The 17,193-nt window shown below is 71.8% G+C and carries 17 protein-coding genes and 3 tRNA genes; 10 read left to right on the top strand and 10 right to left on the bottom strand.

The window, feature by feature from the left end:
- Positions 1–18 precede the first annotated feature (18 nt).
- The gene (locus tag AB0J97_RS34400) at positions 19–630 is read right to left on the bottom strand and encodes a DUF305 domain-containing protein (RefSeq protein WP_364096525.1); all 612 of its coding nucleotides are present in this window, start codon (positions 628–630) and stop codon (positions 19–21) included.
- Between the two features lie 82 nt (positions 631–712).
- On the opposite strand from AB0J97_RS34400, the gene AB0J97_RS34395 reads away from it, so the two are divergent.
- Entirely contained in the window at positions 713–2,095 is a 1,383-nt protein-coding gene (locus AB0J97_RS34395) for a hypothetical protein (protein WP_364096523.1), read from the top strand.
- 48 nt (positions 2,096–2,143) lie between these two features.
- Here AB0J97_RS34395 and AB0J97_RS34390 read toward each other — a convergent pair whose 3' ends face one another.
- The 3 genes from AB0J97_RS34390 to AB0J97_RS34380 are packed head-to-tail and all read right to left on the bottom strand — an operon-like array spanning position 2,144 to position 4,868.
- Positions 2,144–2,974: an aminotransferase class IV gene (locus AB0J97_RS34390; protein ID WP_357703136.1), complete on the bottom strand. Its 831-nt coding sequence runs from the start codon at positions 2,972–2,974 to the stop codon at positions 2,144–2,146.
- The gene (locus AB0J97_RS34385; RefSeq protein WP_364096521.1) at positions 2,971–3,921 is read right to left on the bottom strand and encodes a chorismate-binding protein; all 951 of its coding nucleotides are present in this window, start codon (positions 3,919–3,921) and stop codon (positions 2,971–2,973) included. Before AB0J97_RS34385 ends, AB0J97_RS34390 begins: the two co-directional genes overlap by 4 nt.
- A 29-nt stretch (positions 3,922–3,950) precedes the next feature.
- Complete coding sequence (locus AB0J97_RS34380; RefSeq protein ID WP_364096518.1) at positions 3,951–4,868, bottom strand: LysR family transcriptional regulator; 918 nt, start codon at positions 4,866–4,868, stop codon at positions 3,951–3,953.
- Between the two features lie 21 nt (positions 4,869–4,889).
- Here AB0J97_RS34380 and AB0J97_RS34375 point away from each other — a divergent pair, with 21 nt between their 5' ends.
- Complete coding sequence (locus tag AB0J97_RS34375; protein ID WP_364096515.1) at positions 4,890–6,083, top strand: Rid family hydrolase; 1,194 nt, start codon at positions 4,890–4,892, stop codon at positions 6,081–6,083.
- 10 nt (positions 6,084–6,093) lie between these two features.
- Here AB0J97_RS34375 and hutH read toward each other — a convergent pair whose 3' ends face one another.
- From hutH to AB0J97_RS34360, 3 genes are read right to left on the bottom strand one after another with little or no spacing between them, the layout of a single operon-like run.
- Positions 6,094–7,644, bottom strand: coding sequence for a histidine ammonia-lyase (gene hutH / locus AB0J97_RS34370; RefSeq protein WP_357703128.1), 1,551 nt, complete (start codon positions 7,642–7,644; stop codon positions 6,094–6,096).
- Positions 7,645–7,659: 15 nt separating this feature from the next.
- Positions 7,660–8,367, bottom strand: a complete 708-nt coding sequence (locus tag AB0J97_RS34365) for a helix-turn-helix transcriptional regulator (protein WP_357703126.1) — start codon at positions 8,365–8,367, stop codon at positions 7,660–7,662.
- A gap of 44 nt (positions 8,368–8,411) precedes the next feature.
- The gene (locus AB0J97_RS34360) at positions 8,412–8,966 is read right to left on the bottom strand and encodes a hemerythrin domain-containing protein (protein WP_357703124.1); all 555 of its coding nucleotides are present in this window, start codon (positions 8,964–8,966) and stop codon (positions 8,412–8,414) included.
- A gap of 112 nt (positions 8,967–9,078) precedes the next feature.
- Here AB0J97_RS34360 and AB0J97_RS34355 point away from each other — a divergent pair, with 112 nt between their 5' ends.
- The 6 genes from AB0J97_RS34355 to AB0J97_RS34330 all read left to right on the top strand — a co-directional run bounded on the left by AB0J97_RS34355 (position 9,079) and on the right by AB0J97_RS34330 (position 12,029).
- A complete protein-coding gene (locus tag AB0J97_RS34355; protein ID WP_364096510.1) occupies positions 9,079–10,278 on the top strand; it encodes a hypothetical protein in 1,200 nt (399 codons plus the stop codon).
- 164 nt (positions 10,279–10,442) lie between these two features.
- Positions 10,443–11,165: an SDR family oxidoreductase gene (locus AB0J97_RS34350; RefSeq protein WP_364096507.1), complete on the top strand. Its 723-nt coding sequence runs from the start codon at positions 10,443–10,445 to the stop codon at positions 11,163–11,165.
- 86 nt (positions 11,166–11,251) lie between these two features.
- Positions 11,252–11,323 (top strand) — tRNA-Gly (locus tag AB0J97_RS34345).
- Positions 11,324–11,338: 15 nt separating this feature from the next.
- A tRNA-Cys gene (locus AB0J97_RS34340) sits at positions 11,339–11,409 on the top strand.
- Between the two features lie 6 nt (positions 11,410–11,415).
- Positions 11,416–11,490, top strand: a tRNA-Val gene (locus AB0J97_RS34335).
- Positions 11,491–11,597: 107 nt separating this feature from the next.
- Positions 11,598–12,029, top strand: coding sequence for a nuclear transport factor 2 family protein (locus AB0J97_RS34330; protein ID WP_364096504.1), 432 nt, complete (start codon positions 11,598–11,600; stop codon positions 12,027–12,029).
- Positions 12,030–12,179: 150 nt separating this feature from the next.
- Here AB0J97_RS34330 and AB0J97_RS34325 read toward each other — a convergent pair whose 3' ends face one another.
- A complete protein-coding gene (locus tag AB0J97_RS34325; protein ID WP_364096501.1) occupies positions 12,180–13,013 on the bottom strand; it encodes an alpha/beta hydrolase in 834 nt (277 codons plus the stop codon).
- A gap of 150 nt (positions 13,014–13,163) precedes the next feature.
- On the bottom strand, positions 13,164–13,772 hold the full coding sequence (locus tag AB0J97_RS34320; RefSeq protein WP_364096498.1) for a TetR/AcrR family transcriptional regulator: 609 nt from the start codon (positions 13,770–13,772) through the stop codon (positions 13,164–13,166).
- 103 nt (positions 13,773–13,875) lie between these two features.
- Between AB0J97_RS34320 and AB0J97_RS34315 the strand changes: the two genes are divergently transcribed.
- Positions 13,876–15,249, top strand: a complete 1,374-nt coding sequence (locus tag AB0J97_RS34315; protein WP_364096495.1) for an APC family permease — start codon at positions 13,876–13,878, stop codon at positions 15,247–15,249.
- A complete protein-coding gene (locus tag AB0J97_RS34310) occupies positions 15,246–15,896 on the top strand; it encodes an NAD(P)H-binding protein (protein ID WP_364096492.1) in 651 nt (216 codons plus the stop codon). Before AB0J97_RS34315 ends, AB0J97_RS34310 begins: the two co-directional genes overlap by 4 nt.
- Here AB0J97_RS34310 and AB0J97_RS34305 read toward each other — a convergent pair.
- Positions 15,883–17,136 carry an MFS transporter gene (locus tag AB0J97_RS34305; protein ID WP_364096489.1) on the bottom strand — a complete coding sequence of 418 codons (1,254 nt, stop codon included), beginning with the start codon at positions 17,134–17,136 and terminating at the stop codon, positions 15,883–15,885. The two genes, AB0J97_RS34310 and AB0J97_RS34305, sit on opposite strands and share 14 nt — an antisense overlap.
- Positions 17,137–17,193: the final 57 nt, after the last annotated feature.

Below are 17,193 nucleotides of genomic sequence, written 5' to 3'. Positions count from 1 at the left end.
GCCTCGGCATGCGCGGCGTCAGGACGGGAGCGTGGTCCGGGCCTGGCGCATGCGTTCGATCTCTATGCTCTGGCCGGAGTAGACGTCCCTGGCGAGCAGGCGCATGCGGTGGTCGCGTCCGCCGGCCAGCTCCTCCCCCGCCATCTTCACCGCGCCCTGGTGGTGCCTGGTCATCAGGCGCAGGAACATCTGGTCGAACGCGGCTCCCCTGGCGGCTCTGAGGGCGTTCAGCTCCTGCTCGGTGGCCATCCCGTAGCCGGTCGCCGCGCCGTGGGCGTGGTCGGCGGGGGCCGGGCGGCCGAGTTCGGCGAGCCAGACGGTCATGGCCCTGATCTCGGGGGTCTGGGCGGCGGTGATCGAGCGCGCGAAGGCGCGGATGACCGGGGTGGTCGTACGGGCCTCGACCAGGGCGGTCATCTCCAGCGCCTGCCGGTGGTGCGGGATCATCGCCTCGGCGAAGCGCACGTCGGCGGCCAGGGTCGGGGCGGGGCTGGGGCCGATCCGTTCGCCGGGCTTCGCCGTACGGGCCGGGGCTCCGGGGCTGCCGGGCACCAGGACGGGGGCGTCCGTCCCGACGACCTGGACGTCCGGGGCGGGTGGCTCGGAGCAGGCCGAAAGCGCAAATGTCATCACAACTGTGATGAAGACCGTACGCGGCCACCAACGTGCTGGCATAACTTCCATAGTGAGCCACGAGAGACAAAGGGGACGCGTGTTGATCTTCGCCAAGCTGCGCGGAGCGGTGTTGTGCGCGGTGTTGTTGCTGGCTTCGGCGTGCGCGGGGGAACCGCCGTCGGCCGGTGAGCCAGGGGCCGCCTCCTCACGCGAGAGCGGCACGGCGTCCGGTACGGCATCGGGCTCGGGCGACGTGCTGACCAGCCCCAACGTCAAGCACGTGGCGAACGTCCCGCGCACCGGCCCGTTCGCCGGGGATGACAATTTCAACACCGATCTGGCCTTTCAGGGCGACTACGCATTCGTCGGGAACTTCGCCGGATTCGTGATCTACGACATCAGCGACCCGGCCAAGCCGAAGACGGTGAGCCAGGTGTCCTGCCCGGCGCAGCAGAACGACGTCAGCGTGCACGGCGATCTGCTGATCCTCTCGGTCGACGAGCCGCGCGGCAGCGCAGACTGCGACTCCAACGAGGAGACCCGCGACTGGGAGGGTCTGCGCCTGTTCGACATCAGCGACAAGAAGAGCCCGCGCTACGTCGGCGCGGTGCTGACGGACTGCGGCTCCCACACGCACACCATGGTGCCCGCCGACGACAAGCTCTACGTCTACGTCTCCTCCCCCGGCCCTGAGCCGGACTCGCGGACCTGCTCGCCGCCGCACCAGAACATCCAGATCGTGGAGATCCCGCTCGACGACCCCAAGTCCGCCAAGGTCGTGGCGCAGCCGGACATCTTCCCCCAGCAGCAAGACACCGAGATGTTCGCGGGCTGCCACGACATCACCGCCTACCCGGAGAAGAAGCTCGCCGCGGCGGCCTGCTTCGGCGACGGCGTGCTGCTCGACATCTCCGACCCGGTCAAACCCCGGGTGATCCAGCAGATCCGCGACACCGAGAACTTCCAGATCTGGCACTCGGCGACGTTCAACAACGACGCGACGAAGGTCGTCTTCGGGGACGAGCTGGGCGGCGGCAGCCAGGCCACCTGCGACTCCGGCACCCCGCGCACCAAGGGCGCCGACGCCGTGTACGACCTGGTGAACGGCAAGCTGGAGCGCCGCGGCTACTTCAAGATCCCGCGCGAGCAGGAGCAGGACGAGAACTGCGTGGCCCACAACGGCTCGCTGATCCCGGTGAAGGGCAAGGACGTCATGGTCCAGTCCTGGTACCAGGGCGGGGTGTCGATCTGGGACTTCACCGACTCGGCCAACCCGAAGGAGATCGGCTTCTTCGAGCGGCGTCCGTACCCGGGGGGCGGCATCGCCGGCTCGTGGTCGGCCTACTACTACAACGGCTACATCTACTCCAGCGACATGCGCGAGGGCCTGGACGTGCTGCGCATCGACGACCCGATCACGGACCCGGCCAAGCAGGTGAAGATGGACGAGTTCAACGTCCAGACGCAGAAGTCGTACTGACGAGACCAAGGGACAGGGCCCCGGAGGCGGGGCCCTGTCGCCGGCGGGTCAGGGGTTGAGGTCGGCGGCGGCGCGCTCGGCGAAGATCCGCATGGCCTTGGCGGTGATCGGGCCGGGCGCGGTGGGCAGCTCGGTCCGGTCGACGAGCCTGATCGGCTGGATGTCGCGGGTGGTGGAGGTGAGGAACGCCTCCTCGGCCTCGTACAGGGCCTGCAGCGGGACGTCGGTCTCCTCGCCGCCGCACCATTCGAGCACCAGCGCGCGGGTGACGCCGGCCAGGCAGCCGGAGTCGAGCGTGGGGGTGATCAGGCGGCCGTCGCGCACGATGAAGATGTTGGAGCCGGTGCCCTCGCACAGGTTTCCCGCGAGGTTGCCGAAGATCGCCTCGCCGGCGCCCTGGTTCTTGGCGTGCAGCAGGGCCTTGGCGTTGTCGCCGTAGGAGGTGCTCTTGACGCCGGACAGCGCGCCGCGCTCGTTGCGCGGCCAGGGGACGACGGCCACGTTGGCGGTCTCCGGGAACGGCTTCTGCTCGTCGACGATGACGATCGAGGTGGTGCCCTGGTTGCCGCGGTCGGAGCCGAGCGGGCCCGGGCCGCTGGTGTAGGTGATGCGGATGCGGCCGAGCGACCAGGCGGGGGCGACCGCCAGGAGCTTGCCGACGCCTTCGGCGATGGCCTCGACGTCGGGGTCGGGCAGGTCCATGCGCTGGGCCGAGAGCGTCAGCCGGTCGAGGTGGCGGGTGAGCGCGAACGACTCGCCGTCGACGATCTTGATCGTCTCGAAGACGCCGTCGCCGACCATGAGCCCGTGGTCGAACACGGAGACGGTGGCCTGCGTGGGGTCGATCAGCTCCCCGTTGACCCAGACAGGGATGTTCATCGGTTTCCTCCTGAGGATGCTAGTGCGATGAGCCTGGCTGCCTTCAGCTCCGTCTCGGACCATTCACGCGCGGGGTCGCTGCCCCACGTGATGCCCGCACCGGTGCCGAAGCGGATCTCGCCTGCTGAGATCCAGAATGTTCTGATGCCCACGGCCAATGCCGCCCTGCCCCGGTCGGCGTCGACCCAGCCCACGGCACCACAGTAGGGCCCCCGGGGGACCGGTTCGAGCTCATTGATGATGCGCAGAGCGGACGACTTGGGCGCGCCCGTGACAGATCCGGGCGGGAATGTGGCGGCGAACAGCTCCGGCCAGCCCGCTCCGGGCGCGAGCCTGGCCCGCACGGTGGAGACGAGGTGGACGAGACCGGGATGCTCCTCGACCGCGCACAGAGAGGGCACCTCGACCGAGCCGACCGCCGCGACCCTGCCCAGGTCGTTGCGGACCAGGTCGACGATCATGACGTTCTCGGCGTAGTCCTTCTCCAGCAGGTCGGCGGCGGTGACGCCGGTGCCCTTGATGGGGCCGGACTCCACGATGTCGCCCTCGCGCGACAGGTACAGCTCGGGCGAGGCCGACACCACGCTCAGCCCCGGGACGTCGATGACGGCGGCGTACGGGGCCGGGTTGCCCTCGGCCAGCCGGGCGGCCAGCGCCAGCGGGTCGGCGCCGGGCGGGACGGGGGCCGACAGGACGCGGCAGAGGTTGGCCTGGTAGACCTCGCCCCGCTCGATGTGGTCGCGGATCGCGCGTACGCCGCGTTCGTAGGCGGCGCGGTCGAGCGAGGTACGCCACTGACCGACATGTGGACCGTGCCAAGCGGCCTTGGGTTCGGGCAGCGCGGACGGGCGCACGCGGTCGAAGCGGGCGCACGTCACCGTGCCCTCGTAGTCGGCGACGACGGCCCACCAGCCCTCGCTGTCGAGCGCGGCCAGGTCGGTCGTCACGTCGCGGAGTCCGGTGGCGAGATGACCGTTTAAGTGGGCGAAACCGTCGTACACATCTCCCATTGTCCCAGCATTTCGACCAGTTCCAGCGCGGCGGGGAGGGGAATCTCGGGAAGGGCCGCGTACACCGTACGGATGGGGGTGGCGCCGCGCAGCGGTTTGAGCACGAGGTTCGGCGGCACCGCCCGCGCGGCCAGTTCGGGCACCAGCGTCACCCCGAACCCGGCGGCGACGAACCCGAACTTCCCCGACCATTCGGCCACCCGCAGCCCGCCGCGCGGTGTGAACCCGGCGGCGGCGCACGCGGCCACCAGCGGCGTCGGCTGCCCGCGCGGCGCCGCCTCGATCCAGCTCTCCTCGGCCAGGTCGCGCAGGTCCACGTCGGCGCCGGGAGCCAGCCGGTGGCCGGCGGGCAGCGCGACGAACAGCCGGTCCTCGCGCAGCCGCACGAGCCGGGCGCCCTCGGCGGGCAGCCCGGCCGGGTAGTCGCTGATCACGGCCACGTCGAGCGCCCCGGCGTGCAGGCGTTCCACGAGCCGCGCGGTCAGCCCCTCGGTCATCCGCAGCTCGACGCCGGGATAGGCGGCCATGAAACGTCGCAGTGTGTCCGGCATGAGGTCGACGTTGGCGGTGGCGAACGCGCCCACGCGCAGTGTGCCGCCGCGTCCGCCGTGGATCGCGGCCAGTTCCTCGCCCGCGCGGGCCAGCCGGTCGAGCACGGCGACGGCGTGCCGGTGCAGGGCCGTCCCGGCGGGGGTCAGGCGCACGCCGCGCGGCAGGCGTTCGAACAGCGGGCCGCCGCCGGCCCGTTCCAGCGCGGCGATGCGCCGGGAGACCGCCGACTGGGTGTAGCCGAGCAGCTCGGCGGCGGCGGTGAAGGATCCGCTCCTGGCCACCTCGTCGAAGAGGCGGAGGGCTTGGAGGTCGAAGGCATTCGTGTCATGCATGGCTGCCATGCAATCTAGTCGGTGGTGGAATACCTCGCATCCCTGTTGACTGTTCCCGTGATTGCATTTCTCGGACAGGGACGCATGGGCGTCCCCATGGCTCGGCGACTCGTGGAGGCCGGGCACAAGGTGACGACGTGGCGGCGTGGGACCGGCGTGCCGGCCGCCGAGGCGGTGGACGGCGCCGAGCTGGTGATCACCATGCTCAGCGATCCGGCGGCGGTGCGCGAGGTGCTGACGGCCGCGCTGCCCGGCCTGCGGCCCGGCGCGACGGTGGTGGAGATGTCCACGATCGGCCCGGAGGCGGTGCGTGAGCTGCGCGCGCTGCTGCCGGCGTCGGTCGGCCTGGTGGACGCGCCGGTGCTGGGCAGTGTGGGCCCGGCGGCGGACGGCTCACTGGTGGTGCTGGCCGGTGGCGACGTCTCGGGCTGCCGCGAGGTGCTGTCGGTCTTCGGCAAGGTGCGCGAGACCGGGCCGCCGGGGTCCGGCGCGGCGATGAAGCTCGCCGTCATGAGCGCGATCGTGCCCGCGCAGGTGCTGGTCGCCGAGACGCTGGCGTACGGGGCGGCGCACGGCGTGGACCGGGACGCGCTGCTCGACGTGCTGGCGGGCACCCCACTCGGCCAGGTCGCCGAACGGCTGCGCACACCCGCGACCGAGACCCGGTACGCGCTCGGCCTGGCCGCCAAGGACCTGGAGCTGGCGGCGTGGGAAGGCGCGTCGCTGGCGACGGCCGCCCGGCAGCGTCTTCAGGAGGCGCGAGCGGCCGGGCTGGGCGACCGCGACCTGACGGCGGTCGCCGAGCGCGTCGGCGGCGCCCCGGCCACGCGGGCGGTGCCGCTGAACCTGTCCACGATCCCGGCCACGAACGGCGCGTACTCGCACGCGGTGCGGGTCGGCGACATGCTCTACGTCTCCGGCCAGGCCGCCTTCGACGAGCAGGGGACGGTGGTCGCCCCCGGCTCGCTGAAGGACCAGGCCGAGCACATCTTCGCGGTCACCACGCGCATCCTGGCCGACCAGGGCGCGTCCTGGCAGGACGTCGCCTTCATCCGCACGTACCTGACGGACATGGACGACATCCTCCAGCTCAGGGACGTGCGCAACCGGTACGTCACCGGCACTCCCCCGGCCAGCACGACCGTCGAGGTCTCGAAGCTGTTCCGGCCGGGGCTCGTGATGGAGATGGACCTGATCGTCGCCCTCCCCCGCTGAGCGGGACGGGCTATTCGAGCGGCCCGGTGACCGACTCCGCCGCGGCCACGACGCCGCCCTCGGCCACCAGCCGCACGGCGGACTCGATCTCCGGCGCGAGGAAGCGGTCGGGGCCCGGTGCGGGCACGTTCTCGCGCAGCGCCCTGACCACGGCCGCGGTCGCCGGCGCGGGCTCCAGGGGGGCGCGCAGGTCGAGCGCGCGGGCCGCGGTGAGCACCTCGACGGCCAGCACCCGCGTCAGCCCGTCGACCGACCTGCGCAGCTTGCGCGCCGCCGACCAGCCCATGGAGACGTGGTCCTCCTGCATGGCCGAGCTGGGGATCGAGTCGACGCTGGCGGGCACGGCCAGCCGCTTCAGCTCCGAGACGATCGCGGCCTGGGTGTACTGGGCGATCATGTGGCCGGAGTCCACGCCGGGGTCGTCGGCCAGGAACGCGGGCAGGCCGTGGTTGCGCGCCACGTCCAGGAAGCGGTCGGTGCGGCGTTCGGACATCGAGGCCAGGTCGGCGGCCACGACGGCGAGGAAGTCGAGCACGTAGCCCACGGGCGCGCCGTGGAAGTTGCCGTTGGACTCCACCCGGCCGTCGTCGAGCACGGCCGGGTTGTCCACGGCGCTGGCCAGCTCCCAGCCGGCCACGGTGGCGGCGTGCGCGATCGTGTCCCGGGCGGCGCCGGCGACCTGCGGCGCGCAGCGCAGCGAGTACGCGTCCTGGACGCGGGTGCACGCCTGCGGGTCGCGGTGGCTGGCCATGACGCCGGAGCCGGCCAGGACCTTGGTCATGTTGGCGGCCGACCTGGCCAGGCCCGGATGCGGGCGCAGCGCCTGGAGCTCCGGCATGAAGACGCGGTCGGTGCCGAGCAGCGCCTCAACGCTCATCGCCGCGCTGATGTCGGCGGTCCTGACCAGTTTGGTGAGGTCGGAGATGGCCAGGATGAGCATGCCGAGCATGCCGTCGGTGCCGTTGATGAGGGCCAGGCCCTCCTTGGCGGCCAGCTCGACCGGCTCGATGCCGGCCTGCTTGAGCGCGTCCCCGGCCGGCCGCAGCTCACCGGCGGCGTCGCGGACGACGCCCTCGCCCATCAGCGTCAGCGCCACGTGGGCCAGCGGCGCGAGGTCGCCGGAGCAGCCGAGGCTGCCGTACTCGTGCACGACCGGCGTGATGCCGGTGGTCAGCAGCGCGGCCAGGGTCTTGGCGGTGCCCGGCCGGATGCCGGTGTGGCCGGTGGCCAGGGTGTGCAGGCGCAGCAGCATGAGCGCGCGCACCACCTCGGTCTCCACCTCCGGGCCGCTGCCCGCCGCGTGCGAGCGCACCAGCGAGCGCTGGAGCTGGGCGCGCAGCGCGGGGTCGATGTGCCGGGTGGCCAGCGCGCCGAACCCGGTGGAGACGCCGTAGGCGGGCACCGGGCTTTCGGCGAGTTCGTCCACCCGCTGGCGGGCGGCCGCCATGGCGGCCACCGCGTCGTCGGTGAGCTGCACGGGGGCGCCGTGGCGGGCCACCCTGATGACGTCGTCGAAGCTCAAGGGCTCGGGGCCGACGTTCACGACTCCGTTGTCGCGCATGATCGTCTCTCTCACTTAGGTAACCGGCGTACCCGATGTTAGCTCCTTACTCGGGAAGATCGCCGCCAGCCCTTCCCTCCCTTCGTCGGTGAGGACCACCGCGCGGGGCACCGATCCACGCCGGTACCAGCCGCGTTCCAGCAGGACGTCGGTGATCGCGGCTCCCAGGGCGCCGCCGAGATGCGACCGGCGTTCGGTCCAGTCGAGGCATTCCGGGGCGAAGCGCCGCCTGGCCCTGCGGGCGCCCTCGACGTCCACGCCCAGGCCCATGAGCAGCCGCTCGCCGTCCGGGGTGAGGTCCTGGCGGTCGTAGTGGCCGCCGTCCTTGAGGTGGTCGAGCAGGGCGACGCCGGCGCGTCCGGCCAGGTGGTCGTAGCAGGTGCGGGCCTCCTCCAGCAGCCGCGCCTGCCGGGACTGCCGCAGGGAGCGCACCGGCGGGCGGGCGCTCACCCTGGCCAGCGTCTCCAGCACCTCGGCGATCTCGTGCCCGGCCAGCCGGTAGTAGCGGTGGCGGCCCTGCCGGACGACGTCGACCAGGCCGCCGTCGAGCAGCCTGGCCAGATGGGCGCTGGCGGTGGCGGCGCTCACCCCGGCGACCCTGGCCAGCTCGCCGGCGGCCAGCGCCCGGCCGCCGAGCAGCGCCGTCAGGATGGCCGCCCGGGTGGGGTCGGCGATCAGCGCGGCCACGGGCGCGATGTCGGCGTCGCGAGCGATGTACTCCATGCTCACGACGCTAATACACCGACATTTCGCTCAGGAACGAAGTGTCAGCCGCGGTTCCCCAGGGCCTTCCTGATGATGTCGCGGGCCCGGTCCATCAGCGCGAGGGGCGTGCCCACCAGCACGTTCCTGGTCGCCGACTCCACGCCGGGACGCGGGCGCAGCGGCCCGACCGCCTCGGCCGCCCGCACCGCCGCGGCCATGGCCCGGCGTTCCACGACGGAGGTGTGGTGGCGGAGCTGGGCGAACTCGTAGCGCTCCTCGCTGCGGGCGTGCGCGGTGACCGCCGTACGCAGCTCGGCCAGTTTCTCCCAGAACGCCGGATCGTCCACGCCCGCCCGGTCGATCTCGACGAGCAGGTGTTTGGCGCGGTTCTCCTCGGCCAGCCGGTCGGCCACCACGCCGGGACCGCCGTCCACCTTCCTGCGCGCGTACGGGTGGACGATCTCCTCCTCGGCGGTCTCGTGCACGGCCAGCAGGCGGATCAGCCGCTCGAACGCCTCCTCCACCCGTTCCGGCGGCGCCTGCTCCACCTCGTCGAACAGGTCCCTGATCTGGCCGTGCTGGGCCATCAGCACGTCGATGACATCGTGTTCAGCCACGTCCAGCGGCCTACCCGGGCGCCGGTCCGGCACGCTCCTCCTTACCGAACGCGGGTCGTTCGGCGACGCAACGCGGAGGTTGCCCCACTATGGCGCGGGTAGGCGCAGCGACATGGCCTTCGACCCACTCCAGGAGCGGGGCATCCCGCTGGACGAGCAGTTGCGCAACTGGCGGGAGCTCGACGTCCCGCCCATCGATCCCGACCACGTCGACCCCTACACCCGCTGCCGGATCATCACGATGAACGGCATCGAGACCGAGGCGATCCTGTTCAGCCACCAGCTCGCCCGCCACTGCACCGACCTGGAGCTCAAGCGGCAGCTCGCCCGGGTGCGTTACATCGAGGCGCAGCAGCAGAAGGTGGTCAACTGGCTGCTGCCCGGCGTCTCGTCGGTGCTGGAGACCACGATCGCGTACGAGCAGGTCGCCGTGGACCTGACGGCGTGGGTGGCCCGGATGGAGCCGGACCCGTACCTGACGCAGGCGTACCAGTTCGGGGTGCTGGAGGACTTCGACCACCTCTACCGGTACGCCAACCTCTACGAGATGATCGAGCACCGCAAGGCCGAGAAGATCGTGGACGGGGTCACCGAGGTCATGCCGGGGCGGCCGACGTACCTGCACCACCGCGACCCGGTCGACAACGTGCGCGAGCCCTACGACCGGCACCGCACCGAGCCGCTGTCCAAGCTGCACGCCCTGACCGTGATGGCCGCCGAGCAGCAGACCATGAACTACTACATGAACGTCGGGCCGCTGGCCATGGAGCCGATCGCGCGCCGCCTCTACCAGGAGATCGGCATGGTGGAGGAGGAGCACGTCACCCACTACGAGTCGCTGGTCGACCCGGGCGAGAGCTGGTGGGAGATGCTGCTCAACCACGAGTACAACGAGTGCTACCTGTACCACTCGTTCATGGAGACCGAGTCCGACCCGAAGGTGAAGGCCGTCTGGGAGCTGCACCTGAACATGGAGATCGAGCACCTGCGGCTGGCCTGCGAGCTGTTCAAGCGGTTCGACGGGCGCGATCCCGACCAGGTGCTCGCTCCTGAGCTGCCGCCGCCGGTGACGTTCGAGCCGAACAAGGCGTACCTGCGGGAGCTGCTGGCCACCCAGATCGACTGCACCACCCTGGGCACCGGCTACGTGCAGGAGGCCCACGAGCGCTTCTCGCGGATGCAGGAGGCGGTCATGGGCGGGGAGAAGCCGGCGTCGGAGCAGGTCATCGATGACAACCGGGCGGTGTCGGGGCGGGAGTACCGGCTGGAGACGGAGGGGCCGCATCCGGCGGGCATGCAACTGGGCCGCTGACCTGAGCGGCACGCGGCACGCCTGGCGCGCCGCGGCACCACCTCACGCGGCCCCATGCCTTCACCTCCACACTGGACCCGATGCCCTGTGGCCGTGCGCGCCCCCTCGGAACGGCCCGCTTCGGGGCGCGCGGGCGGCGTTGGGCGGGGGTTAGAGTGCGCGGCATGAGTGTCGTCCTCGTCACCGGAGCCTCGCGCGGCCTGGGAGCCGTGATCGCGCGCAGGCTGGCCGCCGACGGTCTGGCCGTCGCCGTCAACTACCGTTCCGACCGCGCGGGCGCGGAGAAGGTGGTGGCCGAGATCCGGGCCGAGGGCGGCGCGGCGGAGGCGTTCGCCGGGGACGTCACCGACGAGGGCCAGACCGCCGACCTGGTCGCCCGCGTCGCGACCCGCCTCGGGCCGGTGGAGGTGCTGGTGGTGAACGCGACCGGGCCGCAGCCGTCGGTGGCGGTCGAGGAGCTGACCTGGCAGGACCACCTCGACCAGCTCCTGTTCTTCGTCAAGAGCCCCACGCTGCTGGTGCAGGCCGTACTGCCAGGCATGCGCGAACGGGGACGCGGCCGGGTGATCCAGATCGGCTCCGACATCGTCGACCGCAAGCTGCCCGGCATGTCCGCCTACATCGCCGCGAAGGCCGCCCAGCACGCCATGACCCAGGCCTGGGCGCGCGAACTGGGTCCGTACGGGATCACGGTGAACGTCGTCGCCCCCGGCTGGATCCCGGTGGAGCGGCACGCGGGCGACGACGAGGCCGACTACCTGGCCGAGGTGCCGCTCGGCCGCATGGGCACGCCGGCCGACGTGGCCGCCACAGTGTCCTTCCTCGCCTCGGACGGCGGCGCGTTCGTCACCGGCCAGCGCGTGACTGTCAACGGCGGCCACACCTAGGACGACCTGCGCGGAAGCGCTCCGGTTTGGGGACTCGGCGAGGATTCGCTAGAGTTCTCTCGTCGCCCGGCACGAGCGGGGCGCACGCGGAAGTGGCTCAGTGGTAGAGCATCACCTTGCCAAGGTGAGGGTCGCGGGTTCGAATCCCGTCTTCCGCTCGGAGCTTCCGGCTCGGTGGCGTGGCCGAGAGGCGAGGCAGCGGCCTGCAAAGCCGTCCACACGGGTTCAAATCCCGTCGCCACCTCTGCAAGGACGATTAGCTCAGCGGGAGAGCGCTTCCCTGACACGGAAGAGGTCACTGGTTCAATCCCAGTATCGTCCACCATCTCTCATCAGCCAGGCCGGCGGATCGCCGGCCTGGCTGATGCGTTTCCGGCTGTTCCCGGACTGCGGGCCTGGTGTTGGTAGCAAGCGTTTGGTTCGATCAGGGGCATGGACGCTCAGGAAATCGCCGACCGCCTGGAGATCGCCGACCTGCTGGCCCGTTACTCGCGGGCCGTCGACTCCGGTGAGTGGGACCTGCTCGACGAGGTGTTCAGCCCCGACGCGCTCATCGACTACCGGTCCGCGGGCGGGATCAGGGGCGGTCTGGCGGAGGTCAAGAGCTGGCTCGCCGAGGTGTTGCCGCACTGGCCGGGACGCCTGCACCTGATCGGGGCCGCGCGGATCGTCCTCACCGGTGACCAGGCGCAGGTGAGCGCGCCGTTCACCGACACCCTCGCCCCGACCCGGGAGATGGCCGCGTCCGATGCCAAGGGGTTCGTGCACGGCGGCGGGTGGTACCACCACCGGATGCGGCGCACGGCCGGTGGGTGGCGGAGTGAGGAACTGGTGGAGGAGCAGAGCTGGCGCACGGCCCAGTGAGCTTGCCGGGGCCCGTACGGAGCCGCCCGGCCCTCGGTCTGTGCCTTGGCCGGTGGCGGAGCGGCTTCGTGGCCGGCTGTGGGTCGGCGTCTTATCGGTGTATGCAGCCGCTTTGCGGCGGGAGCGTTCGGTGTGCCCGCTTCGGTGTGTTCAGTGGGGCTGGTTGGCGTGGGTTGTGGTGAAGGCCAGGAGTGGGACGGCGGTCCGTTCGGGGTCCTCAAGGATGGGGGTGTGGCCGAGGCCGGGTAGCAGTTCGACCTCCGCGCCAGGCACGGTGCGGTAGTCGGCGGCGGACGAGGAACGCCATCGGCGGTCGTCCTCGCCGAAGATCACCAGCAGCGGTTCGCCGAGGGGCGCCAGCCGGTCCGGGAGCGGCCGTTGTTGCAGGTAGTCGCGGGTGCCCTGCATGGTCGCGGCGAGCGTGTGGAGGGTCATGCAGCGCACCTCGTCCAGGAGCTCGTCGGGCAGTTGGTAGCCCGGACGGCTGAAGCCGGTGCTCGCGAACCCGCGGAGCTGTTCGTCGGTCGGCGGCCACTGTGAGGGGGTGAACGCGGCCGAGGCCGGGGCGATGAAGGCGTCCAGGCTGGGGCCGGTGTTGATGAGGACGAGCGCGGACACCAGGTCGGGACGTTCCTCGGCGAGGGCGGTGGCGACCGCGCCGCCGCTGGAGTGGCCTGCGATTACGGCCCGCCGTACGCCGAGCCGGTCCAGTGCCTCGCCGACCCGGCGGGCCTGATCCGGGGTGGTGTAGTCACGGTCGTCCGGTTTGGCGGAGCGGCCGTGGCCGAGCAGGTCGATGCGGATGACGTGGTGGGAGCCCGTGAGCAGGGGGACCAACTGGTCCCAGGAGCGGGCCGAGGACGCGGAACCGTGGATGAGGAGGAGGGCGGGGGCGTCGCGGGGGCCGTCCTGGTAGACGTGGAGGTCGCCGTCGTCCAGGGAGAGGGTCGTGCTCTTGGTGCTGTCGCCGGTGAAACTGGTCATGGGGCCACTGTCTCGGCCGGGGTGCGGCGAAGGATTGGACGAATGTTCCCTCGCACTGGTCGGTGGCGCGGGGTGGCTGGGGGGTAACAGGGCCACACACTCCGGAACGCGGAGAGGGAGGCGCGTGGCTGAGGTGGAGAAGGGCAAGGGCTATGGGGGCGGGAGGGGGCATTGGGTGGTGTCTGTGGCGTAGGAGAGGAGGAGGTCGCGGGCGGTTTCCGTGTCGAACGGCCGCACCGCGTCCAGCAGGTGCAACCCCAGCCCGTCCTCCAGCGCCACCAGGTTCCGGGCGATCGTCCTGGCGTCCCGCGTCAACGTGAAGACGCCCGTCGCCGAGCCCGCCTCCAGGATCGCGGCGTACAGGCCCACCTGCCGTTCGTACAGCCTGATGTGCTGGGCCGCGTACGCCGGGTCCCGCCGGGCGTGCGCACCCAGCTCGTACAGCAGCACGCACAGTTCGTCGCCCGGACCGGCGGGCAGGCCGCTGCCGATGGTGATGACCAGGCGCCGCCGGGGGTCGGGTTCGCGCGCGGCGGCGGCCTCGCGGGCGGCGCAGAACCGGTCGACCGCCTCGCGCTGCACCTCCTGCAGCAGGTCGGCCATGCTCGGGAAGTAGTACAGCACCGAGCCGGCCGACATGCCGGCGACCTCGGCGACGTCGCGCAGCCGCAGGTCGAGGATGCCGCGTTCGAGCACCGCCCGGCGGGCGGCGGTGACGAGTTCGGCCCGCTTCTCCCGGGCCCGGCTGGGTCGCGCCATGGCCGCGATTCTTCATAGGCCCTTCAAAAAACGCAAGCCCTCCTTGACGCAGGCCCCGGTTAGTTCTTTGATACTCGCTCAAGGAACCCCCCAAGGAGGCGTCGTGGCAACAACGGCCGCCCATCCACACCTGCACCGGGGACTCAAGCTCCTCGGCACCCTCCTCCTCACCCTGTCCGCCATCACCCCCGCGTCCTCGGTCTTCATCATCGCCCCCGGCGTGATCTCCCAGGCCGGCAGCGGCGCGATCCTCAGCTACCTGGCCGGCGCCGTCGTGGGCGTGTTCATGGCCTTCGTCTACGCCGAGCTGGGCTCGGCGTTCCCGCTCACCGGCGGCGAGTACGCCATCACCGCCCGGACGCTCGGCCGGCTGCCCGGGTTCGTGGTGCTCGGGCTGATCCTCATCACGCAGTTGCTCATCATCGCCGTCATCGCGCTGGGCGTGGGCGCGTACCTGTCGGTCGTCCTCCCCGGCCTGGACGGGCCGCTGGTGGCGGCCGTGACGTGCCTGCTCACCACCGTCGTGGCGGTCTTCGACATCAAGCTGAACGCCTGGGTGACCGGCATCTTCCTGGCCATCGAGATGATCGCGCTGGTGGTGGTGTCCGCACTCGGCCTGTTCCGGCCGCAGCGGTCGCCGATCGAGCTGATCGCCCACCCCGTGGTCGCCGGGGACGGCGGCGCGCTGGTGCCCGCCTCGCTCGGGCTGATCGGCGCCGCGACCGCCGTGGCGATCTTCTCCTACAACGGGTACGGCTCGGCGGTCTACTTCGGCGAGGAGGTCCACGACGCGCCGAAGAGCATCGCCAGGACCGTGCTGTGGGCGCTGGGCGTCACCGTGGCGGCCGAGCTGGTGCCGGTGACGGCGGTGCTGGTGGGCGCGCCGACGCTGGAGGGCCTGTTCGGCGCGGAGAACATGATGCAGTACTTCGTCACCGCCCGCGCCGGTTCGGTGGCCAACACGGTGATCTCCCTGGCCGTCGCGCTGGCCATACTCAACGCCGTGCTGGCCATCATCCTCATCACCTCGCGCATGCTGTTCAGCACCGGACGGGACCGCGCCTGGCCCGCGCCGGTCAGCCGCATGCTGTCGTCCATCCACGCCCGGTATGGCTCGCCTTGGGTGGCCACCGCGCTGACCGGCGTGGTCAGCGCGGCCTGCTGCTTCATAGACGAGCGTTTCCTGCTGGTGGTGACGGGCACCTCGATCGTGGCCGTGTACGCCGCGTTGTGCCTGGGCGCGCTCGCGGGGCGGCGTAACAGCACGACCGGCCACGCGGCGTACCGGATGCCGTGGTTCCCGCTCGCGCCGGTGGCGGCGCTGGCCGCGCTGGCGTACGTGATCTACCTCAACGCGCTGGACCCGGTGATCGGCCGGCCCAGCCTGTACGTCACGGCCGGGATCGCGGTGCTGTCGGCGGCGTACTATCTGGGGGTGCTGCGGCGGCGCGGCGGGTGGGATCTGGCTGAACCATGAGAGTGATCATCTTCGGGGCGACCGGCATGGTCGGGCGCGGCGTGCTCAGGGAGTGCCTGCTCGACGAGCGCGTGACGGCCGTGCTGACGGTCGGCCGGTCGCCCACGGGGGCGGTCCACGGCAAGCTGCGCGAGATCGTCCACGCCGACCTGTCGGACCTGTCCCCCATCGAGGACGAGCTGTCCGGCTACGACGCGTGCTTCTTCTGCCTGGGTGTGTCCTCGGCGGGCATGAGTGAGCGGGACTACCGGCACGTCACCTACGACTACACGCTGGCGGCCGGCACCACGCTGGCCCGGTTGAGCCCGTCCTCGACCTTCGTCTACGTCTCGGGCGCCGGCACCGACGCGCACGGCCGCGCGATGTGGGCCAGGGTGAAGGGCGCGACCGAGAACGCGCTGCTCGCGCTGCCGTTCCACGCCTACATGTTCCGTCCGGGATACATCCAGCCGATGCACGGCATCACCTCGCGCACCCGCTGGTACCGGCTGGCCTACGTCGTGGTCGCGCCGCTCTACCCGCTGCTGCGCCGGCTGTTCCCGGCGGAGGTGACGACGACCGAGCGCATCGGCCAGGCGATGATCACCGTGGCCGAGCGCGGCGCTCCCGAGCACATCCTCGGCCCGGCGGCCATCAACGCCCTGTGAAGGCGATCCCCGGCCGTCGACGCCTTGTGACGGCGGTCCCGGGCACCAGCGGCACGGCCAGCAGCGGGGCGAGCGCGGCCAGCCCCCACACCGCCTCCCACGAGGCGAGCGCGAGCACCACGGGGACGAGCAGCGGGGTCAGGAAGCCCGAGGCGAAGCAGGCGGTGCCCTCCAGGCCGAGCGCGGTGCCCGCCCTGGCCGCTCCCGCCATGGCGGCGATCTCGGTGTAGGCGATGCCGTGCCAGGAGTTGGCCAGCAGGCCGCCGAGCGCCAGGGCGGCGACGGTGACCGGCGTGGGCGCGGAGGTGAGCACCGCGGCGGCGGCCATCACGACCCCGGAGAGCGTCCCGATGGCGCGGATCCAGGTGCGCCGCCCGCCGCGGCGGTCGGTGCGCCTGCCGGTCCAGATGCGCGCGGCGCCGCCGCCGAGCTGGGCGATCAGCACGGTGAGACTGGCCAGGGCGGCGCCGGCCCCCTTGACGTCGTGCAGGAAGACCGCGGTGAAGGACAGCACGGCGAACTGCGGCACGGTGAGCAGCCCGCTGGCCAGCGCCAGGCGCCACACGTCCCAGCGGCGCAGCGGTGAGGGGCCGGGCTCGGGGGCGGCCGCGGCGGTCGCGTGGGCCGGCTCGCGCAGCCAGCGCCAGGTGGCCGCCGCCGCCAGCAGGCAGAACACGGCCGGTACGGCGTAGACGGCGCGGAACCCGTACCGCTCGGCGAGCCAGGGCAGCAGGGCGACCCCGACCGCGCCGCCGACGGGGATGGCCGTCTGGCGGACGCTCATCGCCAGCCCGCGCTCGCCGTCGGCGAACCAGGTCATGACGGCCCGTCCGGAAGCGCCGTTCACGCTGCCGCCGAGCGCACCGGCGGCCAGCAGGCACGCGGCCAGCAGGGCCACCCCCACGTTCTCGGACGGCGTGACGGCGGCGGCCATCACCACCAGCAGCGCGCCCGTGGCGGTCAGCCCGGCGAGCAGCACGCGGCGGTCGCCCCACCGGTCGGTCAGCATGCCCCACGCGATGTCGGAGGCGGCCACGCCGAGCCCCAGGCAGGACAGCACCAGGCCGAGCGAGCCCAGCGACAGGTGGTAGCCGGAGCGCATGAAGACCGCGGTCACCGGGATGCCGGAGAACATGGCCGAGAAGCCGGCCTGGGCGCCGACGCCCACGGACAGCACGACCCATCGGTGCCGCGCGCCGAAGCGGCGCGTCCCGCCGCGAGTGGTGATGAGTGTCGTCACGTACGCCCCCAAATAACCGCATTCAGTGGTTAGCAACCTTCGCAGCGCCGAAAGTAA

The organism is Nonomuraea sp. NPDC049607 (genome assembly GCF_040675375.1).
In the GTDB taxonomy this organism is placed as follows: Bacteria; Actinomycetota; Actinomycetes; order Streptosporangiales; family Streptosporangiaceae; genus Nonomuraea.
Note: the sequence above shows the minus strand (reverse complement) of the source record. Positions and strands in the feature narration are given on the sequence as shown.